The organism is Sphingobacterium sp. G1-14, assembly GCF_002196555.1.
In the GTDB taxonomy this organism is placed as follows: domain Bacteria; phylum Bacteroidota; class Bacteroidia; order Sphingobacteriales; family Sphingobacteriaceae; genus Sphingobacterium; species Sphingobacterium siyangense.
In genome coordinates this window covers 2,683,905-2,702,687 of record NZ_CP021381.1, presented here as the reverse complement: position 1 = coordinate 2,702,687, position 18,783 = coordinate 2,683,905, and the positions used below count along the sequence as shown (strand labels likewise).

The following is an 18,783-nucleotide window of genomic DNA, read 5'->3' as shown; positions in this document are numbered from 1 at the left end:
ATTTAACATTTACTTATACAATCTCAAACTACCGTTAAACATAAATGCAGAAACCATGATTTTAATTGTAGATGACCAAGAAGAAAACATATTTTCATTAAAGAAGCTCTTAGAATCAAAAAATTTTTTAGTGGATACTGCCCTCTCTGGTGAGGAAGCGCTAAAAAAATCCCTGAAAACCGACTACGTACTCATTATTCTGGATGTCCAGATGCCGGATATGGATGGATTTGAAGTTGCAGCAACCCTACGTGGCCTCAATAAAACAAAAAATATCCCGATAATATTCCTATCGGCAGTCAGCAAGGACAAAAAATTCATTACGCAGGGATATGCTTCCGGTGGTCATGATTACGTCACTAAACCTGTCGATCCGGATATCCTGAATCTGAAAGTCAAAACTTTCTATGATCTCCATGAAAAGACAGTCGCTCTCAATAAAATGCAGGAACAGCTTCTATCTGAAATCGAAGAACGCAAAAAAGCCCAGCGTGCCCTTGAAAAACAGGTTGACCAGCTCCACCTGACACTCGAATCCTTACCGCAGCTGGCTTTCACTGCAAATTTTGATGGGGGCATAAAATTTGTCAATTCCCAATGGTACCGATTTGCTCGGTCCGCTGAATCTTTTCCGCCCACACATCCCGATGACGAGGAGATCAAAATGCTATGGACTGACGCTGTGTCACACAGAACGGTTTATGAAAAAGAAGTCCGCATCAAAGAGCTTAGCGCAGAAAATTACAAATATTTTCTTCTTCGCATAGCACCGATACGCGAGCAGGAATCGGGCCCAATTTGGGTGGGAACCCTGACGGACATTGACCACAGAAAACAATTGGAAAAAAAGAAAGACGAATTCTTGAGCATTGCCAGCCACGAACTAAAGACACCTCTGACCAGTATTAAGGGTTATGTGCAATTTATGATGCGTCTGATCGGCTTAAACGACATTTCTTCTATCCAAAAACATCTCCTTACCCTAGATGGACATGTAGATAAATTACAGGAGCTGATAAAAGACCTGCTCGATATTTCTAAAATTGATAGCGGCCAGCTAAATTTAAGAAAAGAGGATTTTGTAATTGAAAACCTGATTGAAGAGACTATATCCTCAATGAGACAGATGAATGCCGATGTTGATTTTTATTTTCATTACGATCCCAATCTTATCAACCACATGATAAAAGGTGATAAGAGGCGTATAGAGCAAGTCTTGATCAATTTTCTCAGTAATGCGATAAAATATTCAGTCAATAGGCCCTGTATAACAATAGACATACAATATGAATCTGACTCAGTTAGTGTATTTGTCACCGATTGCGGTATAGGTATCCCGGAAAACAGGCAAAAACACGTGTTTGATAAGTTTTACCGTGTGGAAGAATCGTCCGTAAACTTTCAGGGTCTGGGGATTGGTCTTTATATCTGCGCTGAAATAATTAAGCAGCACAATGGAACTATCGGTGTACGCAGTGCCCCCACAGGAGGATCTACTTTTTATTTTTCTTTACCTTTAAATTGAACCAGGCAATGCCAAAACGTTTTTTAAGAGATCTGCAGATCGGCTTTGGATTTTCACTGGCCCTGTTATTGACCAGTTCGACAGCATCATATCTAAGTATCCGTAATCAGATCCATAATAGTCAAATGGTTGATCACAGTAGACGTGTCATTGCACGCTCGAACAGAATTTTGATCGACCTGCAAAATGCCGAGACTGGACAGCGGGGGTTTCTGCTCACCGGAAGAGAACATTTTCTGGAACCCTATTATAGCAGTTCCCGCTCCCTCCCTCAGTCAATTGCCACCGCCCGTGACCTGGTATCGGACAATCTCCCGCAGCAAAAAATAATAGATAGCATCGGCCAGCTGGTCGAGTCCCGATTGAATAAACTGGCCGGACTGGTTAACATAAAAAAGGCCCGGGGTACGGTGACCTTAGCGGACATGGAGGAGGGCAAGAAATATATGGACAGATGCCGTGCGCTTCTCGCCAGACTTGTGGACAATGAGGAGAAATTGCTCGACAGTAGGTCCGGAAGGCTCAATACGGCATCAACATTGACTTCACTTTTTGTGATCATCGCTGCGATTTTTTCGCTGTTCATTACCATATTTTCTTATATAAGGCTTAGAAGGGACCTGGCGAAACGGGTACAGCTCGAACAAGACCTTAAGAAAAAAGATAGGGAGATCACCCAAAGACTCGTCGCAACACAACGTATTGCGGGACAGATTGCTGCCGGAAACTATTCGGTTAAAATCAATGACCAGGAGCATGATGAACTAGGAAGTTTAGCCGGTTCACTTAACAATATGGCAGATTCGTTAAAACAATCTTTCGATGAACTTAGCGACAATGAATGGCGCCAGACCGGGCTCGCCTTGCTAAACGAAGTTTTAGTCGGCAACAAAGTGAAAGAAGATCTAGTTTCCGATGCATTGCAAATCTTAGTCACTTATGGGGAATGTGCCAACGGCTCCCTTTATATCCTTGAGCATACGCAGCTAGCACTGATAGGAGCCTACGGCCATGAAGATTCGATGCGGCAATTTATCGCACCCGGAGAAGGCGCTGTCGGTCAGGCGTTTGTGGACGGCAAAGTACGGATCATAGAAAATCCATATCCTTCGAAAAATGTGGTCAGTTTTACTGCAGGATATTTACCCCTGCATTCGATCTTATTACTTCCAATTTTTGATGGTCACACCTGCATTGGTGTTATTGAACTTGGTTCTTTCAGGAAATTCAAGGAACCCCAGATGCCCTTTTATAGAGAAGCGGGCCGTCATATTGGTGCAGCGATTGTTGCAGCTCAGGCGCGGCTGAAAGTACAGCAGCTGCTTGAAGAAACGCAATCGCAGACAGAGGAACTTCAGGCACAGCATGCCGAGCTGGAAAATCTCAATGCAAATCTTGAAATCCATACCCAAAAACTCCAGACGTCCGAAGAAGAACTACGCGTACAACAGGAAGAACTGCTGCAAGCCAATAAAGAACTGGAGCAACGCTCTGCAATGCTAGAAGAAAAAAATATACTGATAGCAGACCGAAATCAGGAAATTCAGAAAAAAGCGGAAGAACTGGCGCGGAGCACGAAATATAAGTCAGAATTTTTGGCAAATATGTCACATGAGCTGCGTACACCGCTCAATTCAATTTTGCTTCTATCACGCCTAATGTCGGATAATCCCGAAAAGAACCTGACAACCGAACAGATTGAATCGGCCGAGGTGATCCAATTATCGGGAAAAAACCTATTGACCCTTATCGACGAAATTCTCGATCTTTCAAAAATTGAGTCCGGTAAAATGGAACTCGATTATCAGCAGGTTGCAATTTCGGATCTGACAAAAGACCTGGACAATCTATTTTCTCCGATTATAAGGGAAAAAGCACTCTCATTTACAATAAAATTGGCAGACAACCTGCCAAAGACAATACGTACTGACCGCCAGCGACTGGACCAGATCCTACGGAATCTATTATCGAATGCCATCAAGTTTACGAAAGAGGGACAAGTCATACTTTCCGTCTTCCCAAGCGAGGCACAAGATGGACAGATTGCTTTTGCCGTAACTGACACCGGTATAGGAATTGCACCGGACAAACAGGACGTCATTTTTGAAGCTTTTCAGCAGGCTGACGGATCCACACGGCGTAAATTTGGCGGGACAGGTCTTGGGCTTTCGATCAGCCGTGAACTCTCGCGTCTGTTGGGCGGAGAGATCCGTTTAAGTAGCCAGGAAAAAAAAGGAAGTACCTTTACCCTTTTAATTCCCGAAAATCAGGAAGAAAATACTGTTCCGACAACGGAAGAGCTTATACAGTCCATTGCGGAAAACATCGAAGAAACACAGGACATCATAATGTCCAGTAATCCACATACCGTTGACATTATCCCGCCGGATGTTGATGATGACCGGAATGATATAAAAGAGGACGATAAAGTGATATTGATCGTGGAAGATGATGTTAATTTTGCTAAAGCGCTGCTTAGGTATACCCGGCAGCAAAAGTATAAAGGGGTAGTCATCGTGCGTGGAGACCAGGCAGCTGATGCAGCGATAAGGTATAAGCCTACGGCGATTTTATTGGATATTCAATTACCTGTAAAAGATGGGTGGCAGGTTATGGCAGAGATTAAAAACAATCCAATTACACGTCCGATTCCAGTCCATGTTATGTCATCTTTTGAAGTTAAACGGGAAAGTCTGCTCCAAGGGGCTATCGATTTTATGGATAAACCTATTGCGCTGGAACAAATGGCGCAGATGTTTATAAAAATTGAGGAAGCACTTGCCCGGAATCCGAAAAAGGTGCTTATTGTAGAGGAAAATTCAAAACATGCAGCAGCACTTGCTAACTTTTTGGAAAGCTATGATATCATTTCTGAAATAAAGACTACCGTTACAGAAAGCGTCGACAGTCTCTATTCTGATAAAGCAGATTGCGTTATACTGGACATGGGCGTTCCGGGCAATATGGGATATGACACATTAGACTCGATACGACAAAAACCCGGTTTAGAAAATATACCTATCATTGTATTCACAGGGAAGAATCTTTCGAAATCTGAAGAGCTAAAATTGAAGCAATATGCCGATTCGATTGTCATCAAAACGGCAAATTCCTACCAGCGAATACTGGACGAAGTTGGACTGTTTTTGCATTTAGTAGGAAACCATCCTGGTGAAGAATGGTCAAAAAAATCGTCTTTAGGAACCATCAGAGAAGTACTGCAAAATAAAAAAGTTCTTATCGTCGATGACGATATACGCACTATTTATTATCTCTCTCAAGCGCTTGAAAGGTATCAGATTAATGTTGTTTCTGCAATGGACGGAAAGGAAGGTCTAGACAAAATTGAAGAACACGATGATATTTCTGTTATTCTTATGGATATGGTGATGCCCGAAATGGATGGGTATGAAACGATTAAAATGATTCGTCAAAATCCCCATTATAGTGAAATACCGATAATTGCCATAACAGCAAAAAACATGATCGGTGACAGGGAAAGGTGTATCATAGCCGGGGCCTCTGATTATATTTCAAAGCCCGTGGATACCGATCAATTGCTTTCATTATTACGTGTATGGTTATACAACTGATTAAAATATGGACAATAAAAGATTGATTCTGATCATCGATGATGAACCTTATAATATTTTTGCCCTAAAATTGGTTCTTAAGTCAAAAGGTTATGCTGTACTAAGCAGTGCTTCCTTAGCAGAAGGGCTTGAAATACTCCATCAGCATAAAAATATCAATATCGTGCTGATGGATATGATGATGCCTGAAATAGATGGATATGAAGGCATTGCCAGGATCAGGGGATCCAGCGAAATATTTAACGACGTTACCATAATTGCGGTTACTGCTCAGGCCATGTCCGGTGACCGGGAAAAATGCCTAAGTGCTGGCGCAGATGGTTATATTTCTAAACCTATAGATATCGACGAACTTATTCCGCTGATCGAAAAATTTTAAGAATGGAAAAGAAGAAAATATTATTGTTTGACGATGACAAACAATTGCTGGAGATGATTTCTATGATATTGGAGAGCTTCGGATATTCAGTAGCTGTGTCCTCTACCTCCCACGACGTGATAGAAAAGGTTACTGAGACAAAGCCTGACTTAATTTTAATGGATAACTGGATACCCTCCATTGGAGGAATTGAAGCGACTCAGTTACTCAAAAACCATCAGGAATTCAAGAGAATACCGGTAATTTATCTTTCCGCGAACAAAGATATAGAAAGCTTGGCTAAACTGGCAGGAGCTGATGACTACCTGGAAAAACCATTCGACATCGTCGATCTGGAGAAGGTGATCAATAAAATGCTAAATTTAAATTATTAAGATCTTTTACTCCCCAAAAGTTTATCAATCTTGGGCACCAATTTTATTATTTTAGGGATTAACGACATACTTGATATTTGCACTAATGCTTTACCTGGTATAGACACTATGCTACCACAGCGATTTCAAGTATTAAACGATCTATATTGCGTAGTTTATCAGTTAACGAAACCGATCCCAAGAAGGTTCACTTTATATATTTATTAAAAGATGAAAAAAAACCAAATTACGCAGGATCGGTATCAAGGTATACTTATCGTTGCATTCGCAATTGTTGCACAACAGGGGCCCGAGGATCTTCCGAACGATGTGCCGGACAATCCTGAAGAGGAATTATTAGAAAATGAACCCGATGAAACTCCAGACATGCCCGATCAGGATGATTTAGGCATCGACGAAGAACTGGGAAACGAAGAAGAAAATGAATTTCCTGAAATTGACGAACAGGAAGACGACGAAAGAGAGATTGATGAACGAGAGATTGATGACCGTGAGGAAGCCAACGACGGAGAGTTAGCTAACGATGGAAGAACCATTTAAGATCAAACTGTCTTTTCATTTTATGAAATAACCAACGCGTTAAAGCTATATTTGACCGTTGGTTATTAAATGGATACAACATAGGTATCTGCCATCCCCTCTCTTATACGCATCAAAGCAACCTTTCAAATTGAACTCAGAGGCTCGAACTGCATCAAAATGTGCTCCAGTACTGGAACTTTTATTTTGGACATCTGCTCCATGATAATTTTTGAGATCTGCTGACAACTCATTTTACCCTGCGAGACTACCTTTTTTTCTTCAGCCATGACCGTTTGACGACTTTGTTTGGGTGCTGTTTTTTTACAAATATTTTTTAGGCGAAACAGCACGGGTTTGGATATTGTTATCTCTTAAAGATTTATAAAATGTGGAAAGTTTGACATTCGAAGCTTTTCAATAGCACGAATTACAAACAATAAAAAATAGTACTATGTCATTATTTTCAAACGATTTGAGCAAAGAGCCTGTATTTGACGGCATTGGTTACGAACCTTCTTTTTTTTCAAGAAAGACGATGGTTACGACCAAGACAAATTACAGTAAAAAAAAGTACAGTGATATCAACAAGGACACCCGAAAAAAGATTCTTGTGCTCTGCACAGAAGAACGGTATATGACCATGAAAAATGGAAAGAAGTTTTCAACGGGCAATCATCCGGTCGAAACACTGGTTCCCATTCTTCATTTTGAACAGGCTGGATTTGAGGTTGACTTCTACACACCAACAGGTGCTCCTGTAAAATTTGAGATGTGGACTATGCCGTATGAAGATGAAAACATCGGTAAAATCCTCGACAAGTATAATACGCAATTTTCAAACCCGCACAACCTGAGAGATTTTATAGCTGACACGAATAAAGGATATGTTGATTACGTTGCCGTTTTTATCCCGGGCGGGCATGGCGCAATGCTCGGACTACCTGAAAATAATGATGTCAAAGAACTTATCAAATGGGTAATAGCGGAAGATAAATATCTCTTGGCAATCTGCCATGGCCCCGCAGCGCTCTTAAGCGTAGCAGATTGCGGAGACGCTGAGTTTCCTTTTAAGGGATATAAGATTAATTCGTTTCCTGATGAAATGGATAAGGCTTTGCCAGAAAGTGGATACCAGCCCGGCGAGATGCCCTGGTTTTATGGCGAAAAACTCAAACAGCTTGGGATCGAAATTTTGAATAAAAAAATTGCCGGCGATTGTCACGTTGACAGAAAATTAATTACCGCAGATAGTCCGTTAGCGGCTGATAAATTCGGGAAAATCTGCGCAGATGAACTTCTCGCCTGTGAAAAATCAGAACTGGAGCATGAATAGGCATCGGAAGCCATATGGATCATTGCAAAGTCTTTGCCAACGTTTTCAAAATTTGAGCTATTATTTTAAGAACTAATGAATATTTCAGTCTATGACAAAAACTAAAATATATAAAGATATACCGGTTATTTTAACAACGGAAACAGAACAGTTATTTGATTTTGAGTTAGGTGAAAGTGGTCAGGTAGGCCAATATGCCAAAATATCGTCTGAAGGATACGAACTAATTATAGCAGAGGATTTAAGTTACCTGGACGGAGATATGCCCGAGAAATGGAGGCAACCCGCTGTTCAGAAACTACTTGCTTTAGTAAGGGATGATAACAAAACAATCGGTGATTTAAATTAATTTTTTTCAAATACAAGGCTCCCTTATTAACCGACAAGGGAGCCTTTCTAAAAAAGTTGAGTTCGTCGCTTCGGCCTTACAATTACTTTTATTTAAATGAGAGCTTATTCAAAATGGTATTGTCTAAGACCAGCTTAACTTATAAAAAAGAAAAAGGCCACTTAAACAGTATCCAAGTGGCCTTAAAATCTTATATTATAATCTGTTTTATTTTGCTTTAGCCTTCTCTGCCTCGATCTGCTTTACAAACTCTACAGTGACGTTCGCTAATTCGGCTATCTCCGATATCGAACACTTATTCGAAGACAAAAGATTTTTTATTATTTCCGCCTTTCCTTCGGCTTTTCCGATAACTTCTCCTTCAGCTTTTCCCTCTGCTCTTCCTTCTGCTTTTCCCTCAGCCATTGCTTTTTCGCGCGCTCGTTTCAATCGCTCCTCCTGACTACTTCGGATACTCTCGGCATCCCATTTATTCCTTAAACTTACGTTGTACATCTCTCGTTCCTCCGGTTTTAGTTTGCTATACTCTGCTAACTGAAATAACTTCTCAAAAATAGGCTTACGCAAATAAGTGGAAAGTCCATTTAGCGAAGACATATTTTTGAGTACATAAAGCCAACGATCTAAATCATTAACTAACTCTGCCTCAGCTTTAACAAAGTTAACCAATTCCACATATATAAAGCCTAGATCGTCATAAAATATTTTACCATGATCTCGATAACATAAACAAATATCGTGTAGAAAATACTTCTCATCCCCCGCATCAGGCATTGCAAATCCATCCATTAGTACAATGATATAAACTTCACTAATTCCATAATTCCAAGCCCTTCGGTTGCCTTTGGGTGCCTGATCCGCTATCAATTTACTACTGTAGTAAAGCATGCGCTTTTTCAAATTATCCTGCGCCGTGCGCTGCACTTCAATAATAAAACGTCCGCCATACGGCAAAAGATGCTGAATGCGCCTTGTTAATCGAATAACCGGCGAAGCTTTCCATCTGCCGCCAGATCTCACGGCTAATCTTTTCGGGGTAGCCCTTCGCCTTACAGTTGGAAAAGAACTTATCCTCAATTTCGATCAGGTGGTCTTTGCTGCGATATTTGCCCGACATCATCCGCCGGAGCACATGCATCAGCCATATCGAGTCCTCCATAAGCATGCGCATGCCTATAAACCCATGAAAGGAAATCTGGAGCAACTGCTCGCTCGAACCTGTACAACTCCACTTTGGGAGGACGATTTATTGTCAATAGACGATGCGCTATTATTGGTGGGTACAGAAAGCGTACAAGATGATTGGATCGTGCTGGTCAAGCAGAAAAGGGGAAATAAAAAGTATCTCTTGTTAATCGTTAAGGGAGGCAGTTTTGGCTTTTCTCAAATATTTTTTAGGCAAAACAGTATGGCTTTTGATATTGTTATCTATTAAAATTTTATAAAATGTAGTGAAATATGATTGCATCTATATTATAGTTTTCCGATCGACTTATCTTATTGAAAACTCAACGCATTTGATATACAAATTTCAATTCTCTAACCCGCTCGCTTTGGATTTTCCTTCACAAAGAAGTACATTGCAAAAAATTAATGCGACTAACGACTTATTTTGTAAAGTTGGTTGAGTTACTTTCCTTCAAAACAATTTAATATGAAAAATTACATAATTACTGGAATATTTTTGCTTCTGTTCATAAATTTAGCATTTTCACAATATTTCACCCTAGCTCCAACAGGTTTCGTTTCTAAAGAGAATCTAGATTATACCGTAGTGGAAGTTCCTGGCGCTAAACAGCAAGAACTTTACGATAATGTATTAAAATCGATCAATAGCTTATATTCCAACCCCAAAGAAGGCCTGACTTTGGTTCCCGGGCAGGCGATCGCTTTAGCAGCTTACCAACAAAGAGGACTTAAAACATCCGCTATTGCTTACTATGATGTCGATTACACCTTGTCTTTTTTATTTAAAGATGGAAAAATAAGAATCAATAGTCCAACTTTCAGTGCTCAAATTATGAATTACAACGGTACTTGGAATAAAATGAACGTGAAAAAATTTTATTTCAAAGGCAACGGTAGCCCCAAAAATGAGAAAAAACATCAATTCGTAAACGCGTACTTTAATGAGCTGATCAAATCTATTCTTGAAAAATCAACCAATATTGATAATTGGTAATATCGATGTATTTGTTCTCTTCCTGACAATAAACTTGCGAGCTTTCATCCCATTTTTCCGGTTTTAATTCTAGAAATAATATCATTCAACGCCTTTAAAAGACATAATAACGCCAGAATATTTATCGTGATCTGCACCAATATAAGATAAATCAATACCGGATAAATTTTTATTGTTCACAGCTTCTTTAAATAGCGTATAATTCATTTTTTCGACCCTATTATTCCAGTCTTCATCCGATGTTGGCTTAATTGATTCCAAATCTTTCATTTCAAACATCGCACGATCCGATATTTTTTTAGACCGTTGGACAAAAATTGTATCTCCTTCTATCTTTAGAATCTTAACCCAACCTGCTGGTAAACCTTGGATGTTATTTCCTTCAGCATCGGTAAAGAAACTTGCACCATATAGTTGTCCTGCCTGTAGTTGTTGAGCCGATTGAGCAAGACTTTCTTTTTCATTCCGATATTTCTTACCATCTATGTTCAGTTTAATACCATAAATAATAGAGCCGATAATTGCTATCGATGCTATAATCAAATACCCTTTCCAAAGTTTGAAATACGGAATTTCTAGTGTCTTCTTAAATTTCTTTACCTCTTCTTTTATTTCAGGCGAATAATTTCTTGCGTGGATGACCTGCCCGTATTGATTGACTAAACGAGACATTTTTACCAGACCTCCTCCAACTGGAAACCCTAAAAATTTGGTCGCAGGTGTAATGATACTAAGATTGAAATTCTGCGCTATGGTCTCATTTTTTAATGTTGCAATGATATTTTTACTTCCTAAAACGTACTCGTAACGTGTATAAATGAACAGCATAAATGGAATGAATTATAACTATAACGGTTCGAAATTAAGAAAAAATTCCTCCTGTAACAATCCTGTGTCAATTAACTAATTAGTACAGAAACAGATAAATTTATTTGATATCCTACGCGTACCTGAACCATCTCGTGTAGGATCTTTGCGATGAAGCTGGCTGTCTAATTAAAATGCTGACAGGCTTTGATAAGGTAATTTGATTCGATTGCTGATTATACCGAATATTTGTATATTAGGATAAATACAAATATTACAATTATGTCATCCAAGATTTTCCTGCAATCTTTACAAAGTAAATTAAAAGGCGGTAACGCCCGCTCTATTCATTTAAATGCATTGCCAGGAAGGTTGGCCACACGGTTAGACCTGCAGCAGCTCGACCTCATTGAGGATGGTCTAGCCAAATCATTTTTAGATACCTTGTTGACCAAAGCAAACTTTGAATTTAAGATTTCATTTGATACGATAGATCTCAATGAAAAAGATACGGAGACTCAAAAGAAACTAACCTTAATTTCTAAACGACTGAACTCCATCATCATAGAAAATGAAGATTATTTTAAAGAACATGGGATGAAGACCCTCGGATTTGGCTATCCTATTCTTATAAAAAGATCCTCAAAAGATCCTTCTAAGATCATAAAAGCCCCATTATTCATTTGGCAACTAGAGGCCGTTAAATCTAAAAACAAAGTCAATGAATGGTCGTTTTTGCGAAATAAAGCGATTCATGCAAATGGAAAAATAGTGGATTCAGATATTCACCCGATTAGTATCAACGAGGTCCTCCTTTCTTTTATCAAAAGTGAAGATGACATTACATTACCCAATCTGACCAATGAAGCCTTAGATGACGCGCTGATTGACAACAACGAGTTAGTGAACGCTTGTGCTGAAGTACTGGAAGCACTCAATTCAAATAGTAAAGAGCAGATACTTGAGGTGCTAGGCAAAAACTTTGAAACAGCTATCAATGTATTACCCGAAGCATCCCAGATAGATGCTATCGCCAATAACAAAGCTTACATTCATTTTGGTGGTGTTTTTGGTTTGTTCAGAGCGCAAAAAGAAAGTATTATCACCGACATTTCCCGCTTATTGGATCGCTTCGATGCCTTTGAATTTGATGAGCTTAAAGTGGAAAATCTATCGACAACACCTTTCAGCGCCGTAGATACAGACCCAAGCCAACAGGCCATAATAAGTGCTCTTGGAAATGAACCGAACCAAATAATACAAGGCCCTCCAGGTACGGGAAAGAGCCAATCGTTAACTGCACTGATCACAAATGCACTTGCCAATGGTCTGAAATGTCTTGTCGTCTGCGAAAAGAAAACAGCGCTTGATGTGATTAAAGCAAATATCGAACGTACGAATCCTCAGATCGGCGCGCTAGTCGGTGTAATTGATGATGTGAACGATGCGCGTGAAGCGATCGTAGATTCCGTCAGAGATCGTCAGATCGGAGTTCCGTTTCACATCTCAGGAAGGCAAGCCCAAAACCAATATGATGCGATAAAATCAAAACTCAAGGAATCAGCTGAACTTATCAATGCACAGCATGCTGCCTTAGCTCAAACGGTCTACGGCGATAAGAGTTGGCCGCAGATCGTCGGACGGTATTTGGCTTTATTAAAAAACTTTAGTCAAGTACCGCTCAAGAATATTATACCGAAAGAGGATTTTAATTTTGCTCAGGATCATACAGAACTGGAAAGGACACTTGTTATTCTAAAGCAAAGCCATAATTTATTTAAGCAATCGCGTCAGGTTCATGCCATATTTAGACCATTGGCAGACGATCTATTTATAGATCAACAGGTTGGGCCATCGCGTGTAAGAATTGAGGATTTTGTTGCATACGCGCATAAACAGCTACCAACTATTGAACAGGTTATTGCTGAACTTCAAGTGAGTGGAAAGCAGTGGGCTGATGATTTTTTGAGCGGCATCCCCACAATAATGCAGCAGGATTTTAAGTCCTATTTAGCATTTTGTATTGGAGATTCAGTGAAAGAAGAGGTATTACCATCCACTTTTCCTCAGGAACAGCGCATCAATGAAATTGTCTTAGGACTACAAACAGTAGGGATAAAAGCGCAACAATTTTTCAAGCAATATGAAGATGCTCTGCAACAACATTATAGCAGCTATCATTCATCGCTAAGCAATGCAATATCAACTTATCTTGCCTACGCTGAAACAAGCATTGCTCAATATGGCAATAACTTATTAAATAATAGTAGTGGTGCAAAATTTAAAACAAGTTTATTAAGTATATTCTCGGGAAAGCATAAACAGATAAAACAAACGAGAATCGAATTAAAGAATCGTATCGCGCAGGTAAGATCAGCCCATGTTCAGAAAAATTATATTGAACATCAATATAACGATCATTTGGAAACAACTGACTTATCTATATATCTAAACAATATAGAGGAACTCAGACAAAAGGCAGCCGCTTGGAAAGAGCAATACCCACCTGCGATCAGTAACTATCTGTTCAATATTAATGATCATCATTTTCATGTTGAACTGAGTGAACTAAAAGCGCAAATAGCTCCCCTACTTCAAAAATTGGATAGCATAGAGCAAATGCTAATCGCCGATTACAATATTGTTCCAACGACTCCAGTTACTGATATCAATGGGGTGATAAAGGCAGTACCCTACCTAACTGAAAGAGTAACTTTTCAATTAAGGTATTTTAATAATTTTCGTGACTATTACGCTGCACGCGCTGAAGCCTATCGAAGTCTACAAAACTCGTTTGACGATATCGAAGGTAACCGGTTAACGGGAAATATAACGAATGGGGTATTTCTGCCGTATACAGGTCTTCAGGCTGCACAGGACTTATGTCATACGATTAAGCATACTATTGCAACGTTCATTGACCATATGGGTGATTTCCGTAGCTATCATGAGTGGAAATCATTTTTCCTTTCAGTGGACGAAGTGCAACAAAAGCTTATTAACCGAATCAGCATACATCTTAAAGACCGTTGGGCTGATGCTTTTGAATGCTGGTATCTGTATTGGATACTCACGACAAATGAACCCCAGGAATTGCCAAAAAGCGATTACCAACTACAACAATATCGGCAGCAGAAACAAGAGTTTAATAATGCGCAGCTGAATAGCATTATTGCTTTGTGGACGGAAAAACAGGCTGACGCCGTCGGACATTTTAAAGCCAGAGGACAAAACATAAATAGTTTGTTTAACAAAAAGGGAGCTAAGGGAATGCGTCGCAATTCACTCCGCACTATTGTGAACAGAGAATTTGAACTATTTACTGATTTTTTTCCAGTATTGTTGGTCAATCCTTCGGTCTGCAGTTCCATCTTGCCGCTACAGGAAGGAATTTTTGATGTGGTCATATTCGATGAGGCCAGTCAGCTGCGTCTCGAAGATACTTACGCGGCCCTGATCCGTGGAAAAGCTAAAATTGTTTCCGGTGACAAGCATCAGATGGCTCCCTCCTCTTACTTCGAAGGAAGTGGAGCGCTACTTGACCCGATTGATGATGAAACAGAAGATTACGAAGATGAATTTTCAGATCGGACTGCGCTACAGGCTGCTCAGCTTAACCTCGCAGATAGTGAATCCTTACTAGCTTATGCTGTAGACAAAGGGTTCGTTGAATCTTATTTAAAAGTCCATTACCGCTCGAAACACCCTTATCTTATCGACTTCTCCAATCATGCATTCTACGGGAATAGGTTAATGCCTGTTCCGGCGAAGGAGCACTACACGCCTATCGAATATTTACAGATTGATGGTTTATATGAAGGGCAAGTAAATAAACAAGAGGCATTGCAAGTGGTCGAATTGTTACAACAGATCATGAAGGAAGCTAAAGACAGTATTCCAAGCGTGGGTGTTGCTACTTTCAATATTTACCAACGCAACTTGATCCTTGAGGAACTGAGTGCAGTTCGCCAGAATGACCCTGCATTCGACAGTTTAATGGCGCAGGCGGGAGATTCATTCTTTGTTAAAAATCTCGAAAACATTCAGGGCGACGAACGGGATATTATCATTCTATCCACAACATTTGGGCGAAAAGCCGACGGTTCGTTTAGTCAAAACTTTGGTCCGATTATACAAGGTAAAGGACATCGTATGTTGAATGTAATCATCACTCGAGCGCGGTCAAAGGTATATGTATGTACTTCTTTCCCGCAGGAGTATGTTGGTCAGTACCCAAATCTTATCCAACAGAAGGGCAATAAAGGCCGTGGTATTATGTACGCTTACTTTACCTATGCGAAAGCGGTAAGTGAGGGTAATGACGAATTGCGAAAGGGCATTCTCCAGCTATTGAGTCAGTATTGTACAGATAAACTGTATGAGCCAGCAGAATTTAGCTTGGGGTCTGAGTCTCCATTTGAAGATGAAGTATTCGAACAACTTGCACAGCATATCGGTGCCGATCGTTTAGAACAGCAGCATTCCGTAGGCGGTTTCCGGATTGATATCGTTGTCAAATCAAAAACAAGCCACAAACCACTCATCGCAATAGAGTGTGATGGCGCGAAATATCATAACAGTCCGGAAGCTTATGCTTGGGACAGTTTCCGACAGGAGCAACTTGAAAGATATGGTTTTGTATTTCATAGGATATGGTCAATTAAATGGTGGGATGATGCCGATGGAGAGCTGAAGCGACTACTTGATTTTATTCGTCAACAGGATGAAGAAGAGGCAAATTTGAACAACCACGTGCATGTGGCAACGAAAATCAATATAAATGATAATTAGCGAATCGCCATTGATAGAACCGATAATTCGCAGGTAACCAGCACAAATAATGTTATCTCATTGGTTTCCGACTCCTATTAAAGGTTATCGAGGCAACAATCGTAACCACAATAACCTTTAAAAGGGAGCTATTCACACCAAATGACGAAGTCTGATCTCACGTTCAGGCTTGATAACTTAAAAGATGCATATTAATTATCACTTTTGATGACATTACTCCTACAGCACTAAATCTAGTTTCGCCAGAAAATCAGGTGGTCAATTTGCAACTAAGAATCGCATGGTCATTTGATACGAAATTTACATATAATAGAAGTTACTCGATATCCTAAAAATACACAGGGTAAAATACCTAAAATCAGCAATACCCAAAACCATATAGGATTTTCAGCCGACAACCATAGCCAACCCACGACCAGTATTATTAAACCACCAACTATAAGATTTTCTCTTGGCTTGCCCCCTATCCTCGTAGTAGCCATTCCACCCAACACACAACTAACCCAAACACAAAAAAGTTTGATGATAAATTGGGAAAAATTGGTGGCAGCGATTTCCTTACTGGTAAATATTTCTAAAGATGACGTGAACAGCAAGCCTTGCATTTTTGCAAAAACAGAACTCATTAATCCTATCGTTCCGAATCCAACTATGACGGAAAATATCTTTCTAAAATTCATTATCTAATTGATTTTAAAATTTAACTGGTCTTTCGTTAATACAATTGGATCAATCATTATTTTTTGCACATCAGCCTCAGAGGCGGCTCTGAATGAATGGACAAACCAGTTTAATTTTTCTTTACTATCAGGGATAAATGATGCTGAATTATTTTTTGCATTAGCCTGAAATTTCTGAATTATTGGCTGCATCATGGTATCATAATTGCAACAAGCCGTTTTTAAATCATTCGGATTTTGATGAATAAAATGAGCTAGCGCCTTTGCTCCATAAATTGATAATGATGCTCCCATTCCCGATAGCGCAGTGGGACAATACCCCGCATCTCCCAATAAAACCACATTACGATTTACTAAAGTGGATGAATTTACCATCCCCATTTTATCAATAAACATTAGACCGTTATCCGCGAAGCGACCTAACAAATGCTGTATATCTTCATTATACCCAGCAAAAGATGTTTTGAGTATTTCATTAGCTTTATTTTGAACAGATGGTAAATCTCCTGTATTATGTAAATAGCACTGAATGGCTATTTCATCGGAAGCAATGGGATAAATAGACAGCATCTTATTCACATCAATATAGATATTGAATTTGCCAACCTCATAAGAATGATGCTCTTTCAATCGTCCACCCATATAAACAAATTTAAAATCCTCTAGCGTACTTTCCGGAAAATAATTTTGTCTTGTCGTAGAGCGTAACCCTTCTGAAACGATAAGGAGATCGGCCTCCAACACAGTTCCGTTGTTGAGTAATATTTGGACTTTGTCTTCATCATGCATTACGTTTTCAACAGAAGATGAAAAATGAATACTCACTTCATTTTTTACTTCGTTGTATAAAACGTGATGCAATCCGCCTCGCGTTATCAGAACGGAACGTTCAATATTCTCGTTCATTTTCTCATAGCTAAGACTTTGTATAATTGAATCGTCTGACTCCCTGAAATTTACAAATTCAGAGGGTGACGATGCTTGTTGTAATTGTTCTGCTAATCCTAATTCTTCAATAATACGAACGCCAAAACTCTTAAGCGAAATAAGAAATCCGGACTTACTGAATGATGCCGCTCTTTCCAAAACAGTCACCTTATGCCCTTGTTTGCTCAACAGTTTTGCAACAGTCAATCCAGCGATGCCACCTCCTGAAATAATAATATTTTTTTTCATTTTTTTCATTTTTATACAGCAAATATCTTTCTATATTTACAGATAAAATAGCCCAAATTAAACTAATAATAGTCCAAAAAATTATGTTTGATGAAAAGCGTAAAATGAGAAAACTTGCTGAAAAACTTGGCATCTCCTTATCTTCCATTGAAAATGAGATAAAATTTTTGAATTTCAACGAATTGAACATTGTGGACTTGATGCCCGAGATGTTAATAATGGTTCGCTCTTTAATTGCCAGCAAGACTTTTGCTTATAAAAGAAAACCAATCAGGACAATAGAAAAAGGACTACTCATTTCGTTTCAAAATATTCTTATTAACAAAAAATCGGCAAATGCCATTAGTAAAAGATCTTTGAACAATCAGCCTCATGTTCGTATTATACCTTCACATTTGGAAAGTGAAGTGTTATTTCCTAAAGATGTCCACGTACAGCAAATCAGCATTTTAGTTGAGCTGGAATACCTGAAACATTTTGTAGGAAATGATGCAGATAAATTGTCTTATCTTTTTGATATAGAAAAAACCTTTTGGATAGAAGAATTTTTGTCACCTGAAATGACTGATTTAATTGCTCAATTAGCTGACCTTTCAATAGAAAACATTTTACCGCAAGCTTTTTATCGGTTAAAAGCACTTGAACTTATTTATCTGCTTTTCAGCAATTTATTAAAAAGAAAAAAAACAGATTATTTCCATCTTAACAACGCTGAAATTGATGCGGTTTATTTGGTTCGGAATACGATAGCATCAAATCTGGAAAAATCCCTATCTAAAGATGAACTGGTAAAAATAGGTGGAATGAATGAGCTAAAACTAAGAAGGATTTTTACACAAGTTTTTGGAAAAGGAATGTACGAATATTACAATCATCTTCGTATGCAAAAAGCAGCAAGACTATTACAGCAGGAAAATCTTTCAGTTTCAGAAGTTGGCTATCAAGTAGGATTTAGCAATCTGAGTTATTTCGGAAGGTTGTTTGAAAAACACTTTGGATTAAAACCAAAGAAGTGGCAGGATAAAAATAGAATGTAAATACCTTATCCCTTTGCAAATTCTACTTTACCGGA

At 39.1% G+C, this 18,783-nt stretch carries 15 protein-coding genes; 11 read left to right on the top strand and 4 right to left on the bottom strand.

The annotated features are described in order from the left end of the window. The first annotated feature begins 55 nt into the window (after nucleotides 1–55). From CBM24_RS11250 to CBM24_RS11215, 7 genes are all read left to right on the top strand, one after another. Nucleotides 56–1,525 (top strand): ATP-binding protein, encoded by a 1,470-nt coding sequence (locus CBM24_RS11250; RefSeq protein WP_088161294.1) that lies wholly within the window; start codon nucleotides 56–58, stop codon nucleotides 1,523–1,525. A gap of 8 nt (nucleotides 1,526–1,533) precedes the next feature. Next, the gene (locus tag CBM24_RS11245) at nucleotides 1,534–5,118 is read left to right on the top strand and encodes a response regulator (RefSeq protein ID WP_088161293.1); all 3,585 of its coding nucleotides are present in this window, start codon (nucleotides 1,534–1,536) and stop codon (nucleotides 5,116–5,118) included. A gap of 7 nt (nucleotides 5,119–5,125) precedes the next feature. Continuing rightward, nucleotides 5,126–5,497 carry a response regulator gene (locus CBM24_RS11240; RefSeq protein WP_088161292.1) on the top strand — a complete coding sequence of 124 codons (372 nt, stop codon included), beginning with the start codon at nucleotides 5,126–5,128 and terminating at the stop codon, nucleotides 5,495–5,497. A gap of 2 nt (nucleotides 5,498–5,499) precedes the next feature. Next, nucleotides 5,500–5,871 (top strand): PleD family two-component system response regulator, encoded by a 372-nt coding sequence (locus tag CBM24_RS11235; protein ID WP_070568401.1) that lies wholly within the window; start codon nucleotides 5,500–5,502, stop codon nucleotides 5,869–5,871. Between the two features lie 210 nt (nucleotides 5,872–6,081). Next, nucleotides 6,082–6,411 carry a hypothetical protein gene (locus tag CBM24_RS11230; RefSeq protein ID WP_088161291.1) on the top strand — a complete coding sequence of 110 codons (330 nt, stop codon included), beginning with the start codon at nucleotides 6,082–6,084 and terminating at the stop codon, nucleotides 6,409–6,411. Between the two features lie 433 nt (nucleotides 6,412–6,844). Next, the gene (locus CBM24_RS11220; RefSeq protein WP_088161289.1) at nucleotides 6,845–7,726 is read left to right on the top strand and encodes a DJ-1/PfpI family protein; all 882 of its coding nucleotides are present in this window, start codon (nucleotides 6,845–6,847) and stop codon (nucleotides 7,724–7,726) included. A 91-nt stretch (nucleotides 7,727–7,817) separates the two neighbouring features. Next, a complete protein-coding gene (locus CBM24_RS11215; RefSeq protein ID WP_088161288.1) occupies nucleotides 7,818–8,075 on the top strand; it encodes a hypothetical protein in 258 nt (85 codons plus the stop codon). Between the two features lie 207 nt (nucleotides 8,076–8,282). Here the strand turns inward: CBM24_RS11215 and CBM24_RS11210 are convergent, their stop codons facing one another. Then, nucleotides 8,283–9,095, bottom strand: coding sequence for a PD-(D/E)XK nuclease family transposase (locus CBM24_RS11210; protein WP_088161287.1), 813 nt, complete (start codon nucleotides 9,093–9,095; stop codon nucleotides 8,283–8,285). Here CBM24_RS11210 and CBM24_RS27260 point away from each other — a divergent pair. Continuing rightward, on the top strand, nucleotides 9,040–9,510 hold the full coding sequence (locus CBM24_RS27260; RefSeq protein WP_145330432.1) for a hypothetical protein: 471 nt from the start codon (nucleotides 9,040–9,042) through the stop codon (nucleotides 9,508–9,510). The genes CBM24_RS11210 and CBM24_RS27260 overlap by 56 nt on opposite strands. Before the next feature lie 219 nt (nucleotides 9,511–9,729). After that, on the top strand, nucleotides 9,730–10,257 hold the full coding sequence (locus CBM24_RS11200) for a DUF4468 domain-containing protein (protein WP_088161285.1): 528 nt from the start codon (nucleotides 9,730–9,732) through the stop codon (nucleotides 10,255–10,257). A gap of 81 nt (nucleotides 10,258–10,338) precedes the next feature. On the opposite strand, the gene CBM24_RS11195 is transcribed toward CBM24_RS11200, so the two are convergent. Beyond that, on the bottom strand, nucleotides 10,339–11,085 hold the full coding sequence (locus CBM24_RS11195; RefSeq protein ID WP_088161284.1) for a hypothetical protein: 747 nt from the start codon (nucleotides 11,083–11,085) through the stop codon (nucleotides 10,339–10,341). 261 nt (nucleotides 11,086–11,346) lie between these two features. On the opposite strand from CBM24_RS11195, the gene CBM24_RS11190 reads away from it, so the two are divergent. Then, complete coding sequence (locus CBM24_RS11190; protein ID WP_088161283.1) at nucleotides 11,347–15,855, top strand: AAA domain-containing protein; 4,509 nt, start codon at nucleotides 11,347–11,349, stop codon at nucleotides 15,853–15,855. A gap of 284 nt (nucleotides 15,856–16,139) precedes the next feature. Here the strand turns inward: CBM24_RS11190 and CBM24_RS11185 are convergent, their stop codons facing one another. Then, a complete protein-coding gene (locus tag CBM24_RS11185; protein WP_088161282.1) occupies nucleotides 16,140–16,535 on the bottom strand; it encodes a hypothetical protein in 396 nt (131 codons plus the stop codon). A 3-nt stretch (nucleotides 16,536–16,538) separates the two neighbouring features. Continuing rightward, nucleotides 16,539–17,711: an FAD-dependent monooxygenase gene (locus CBM24_RS11180; RefSeq protein ID WP_157698431.1), complete on the bottom strand. Its 1,173-nt coding sequence runs from the start codon at nucleotides 17,709–17,711 to the stop codon at nucleotides 16,539–16,541. Between the two features lie 83 nt (nucleotides 17,712–17,794). Here CBM24_RS11180 and CBM24_RS11175 point away from each other — a divergent pair, with 83 nt between their 5' ends. Further along, nucleotides 17,795–18,748 carry a helix-turn-helix domain-containing protein gene (locus CBM24_RS11175; protein WP_075992241.1) on the top strand — a complete coding sequence of 318 codons (954 nt, stop codon included), beginning with the start codon at nucleotides 17,795–17,797 and terminating at the stop codon, nucleotides 18,746–18,748. The last annotated feature ends 35 nt before the right edge of the window (nucleotides 18,749–18,783 follow it).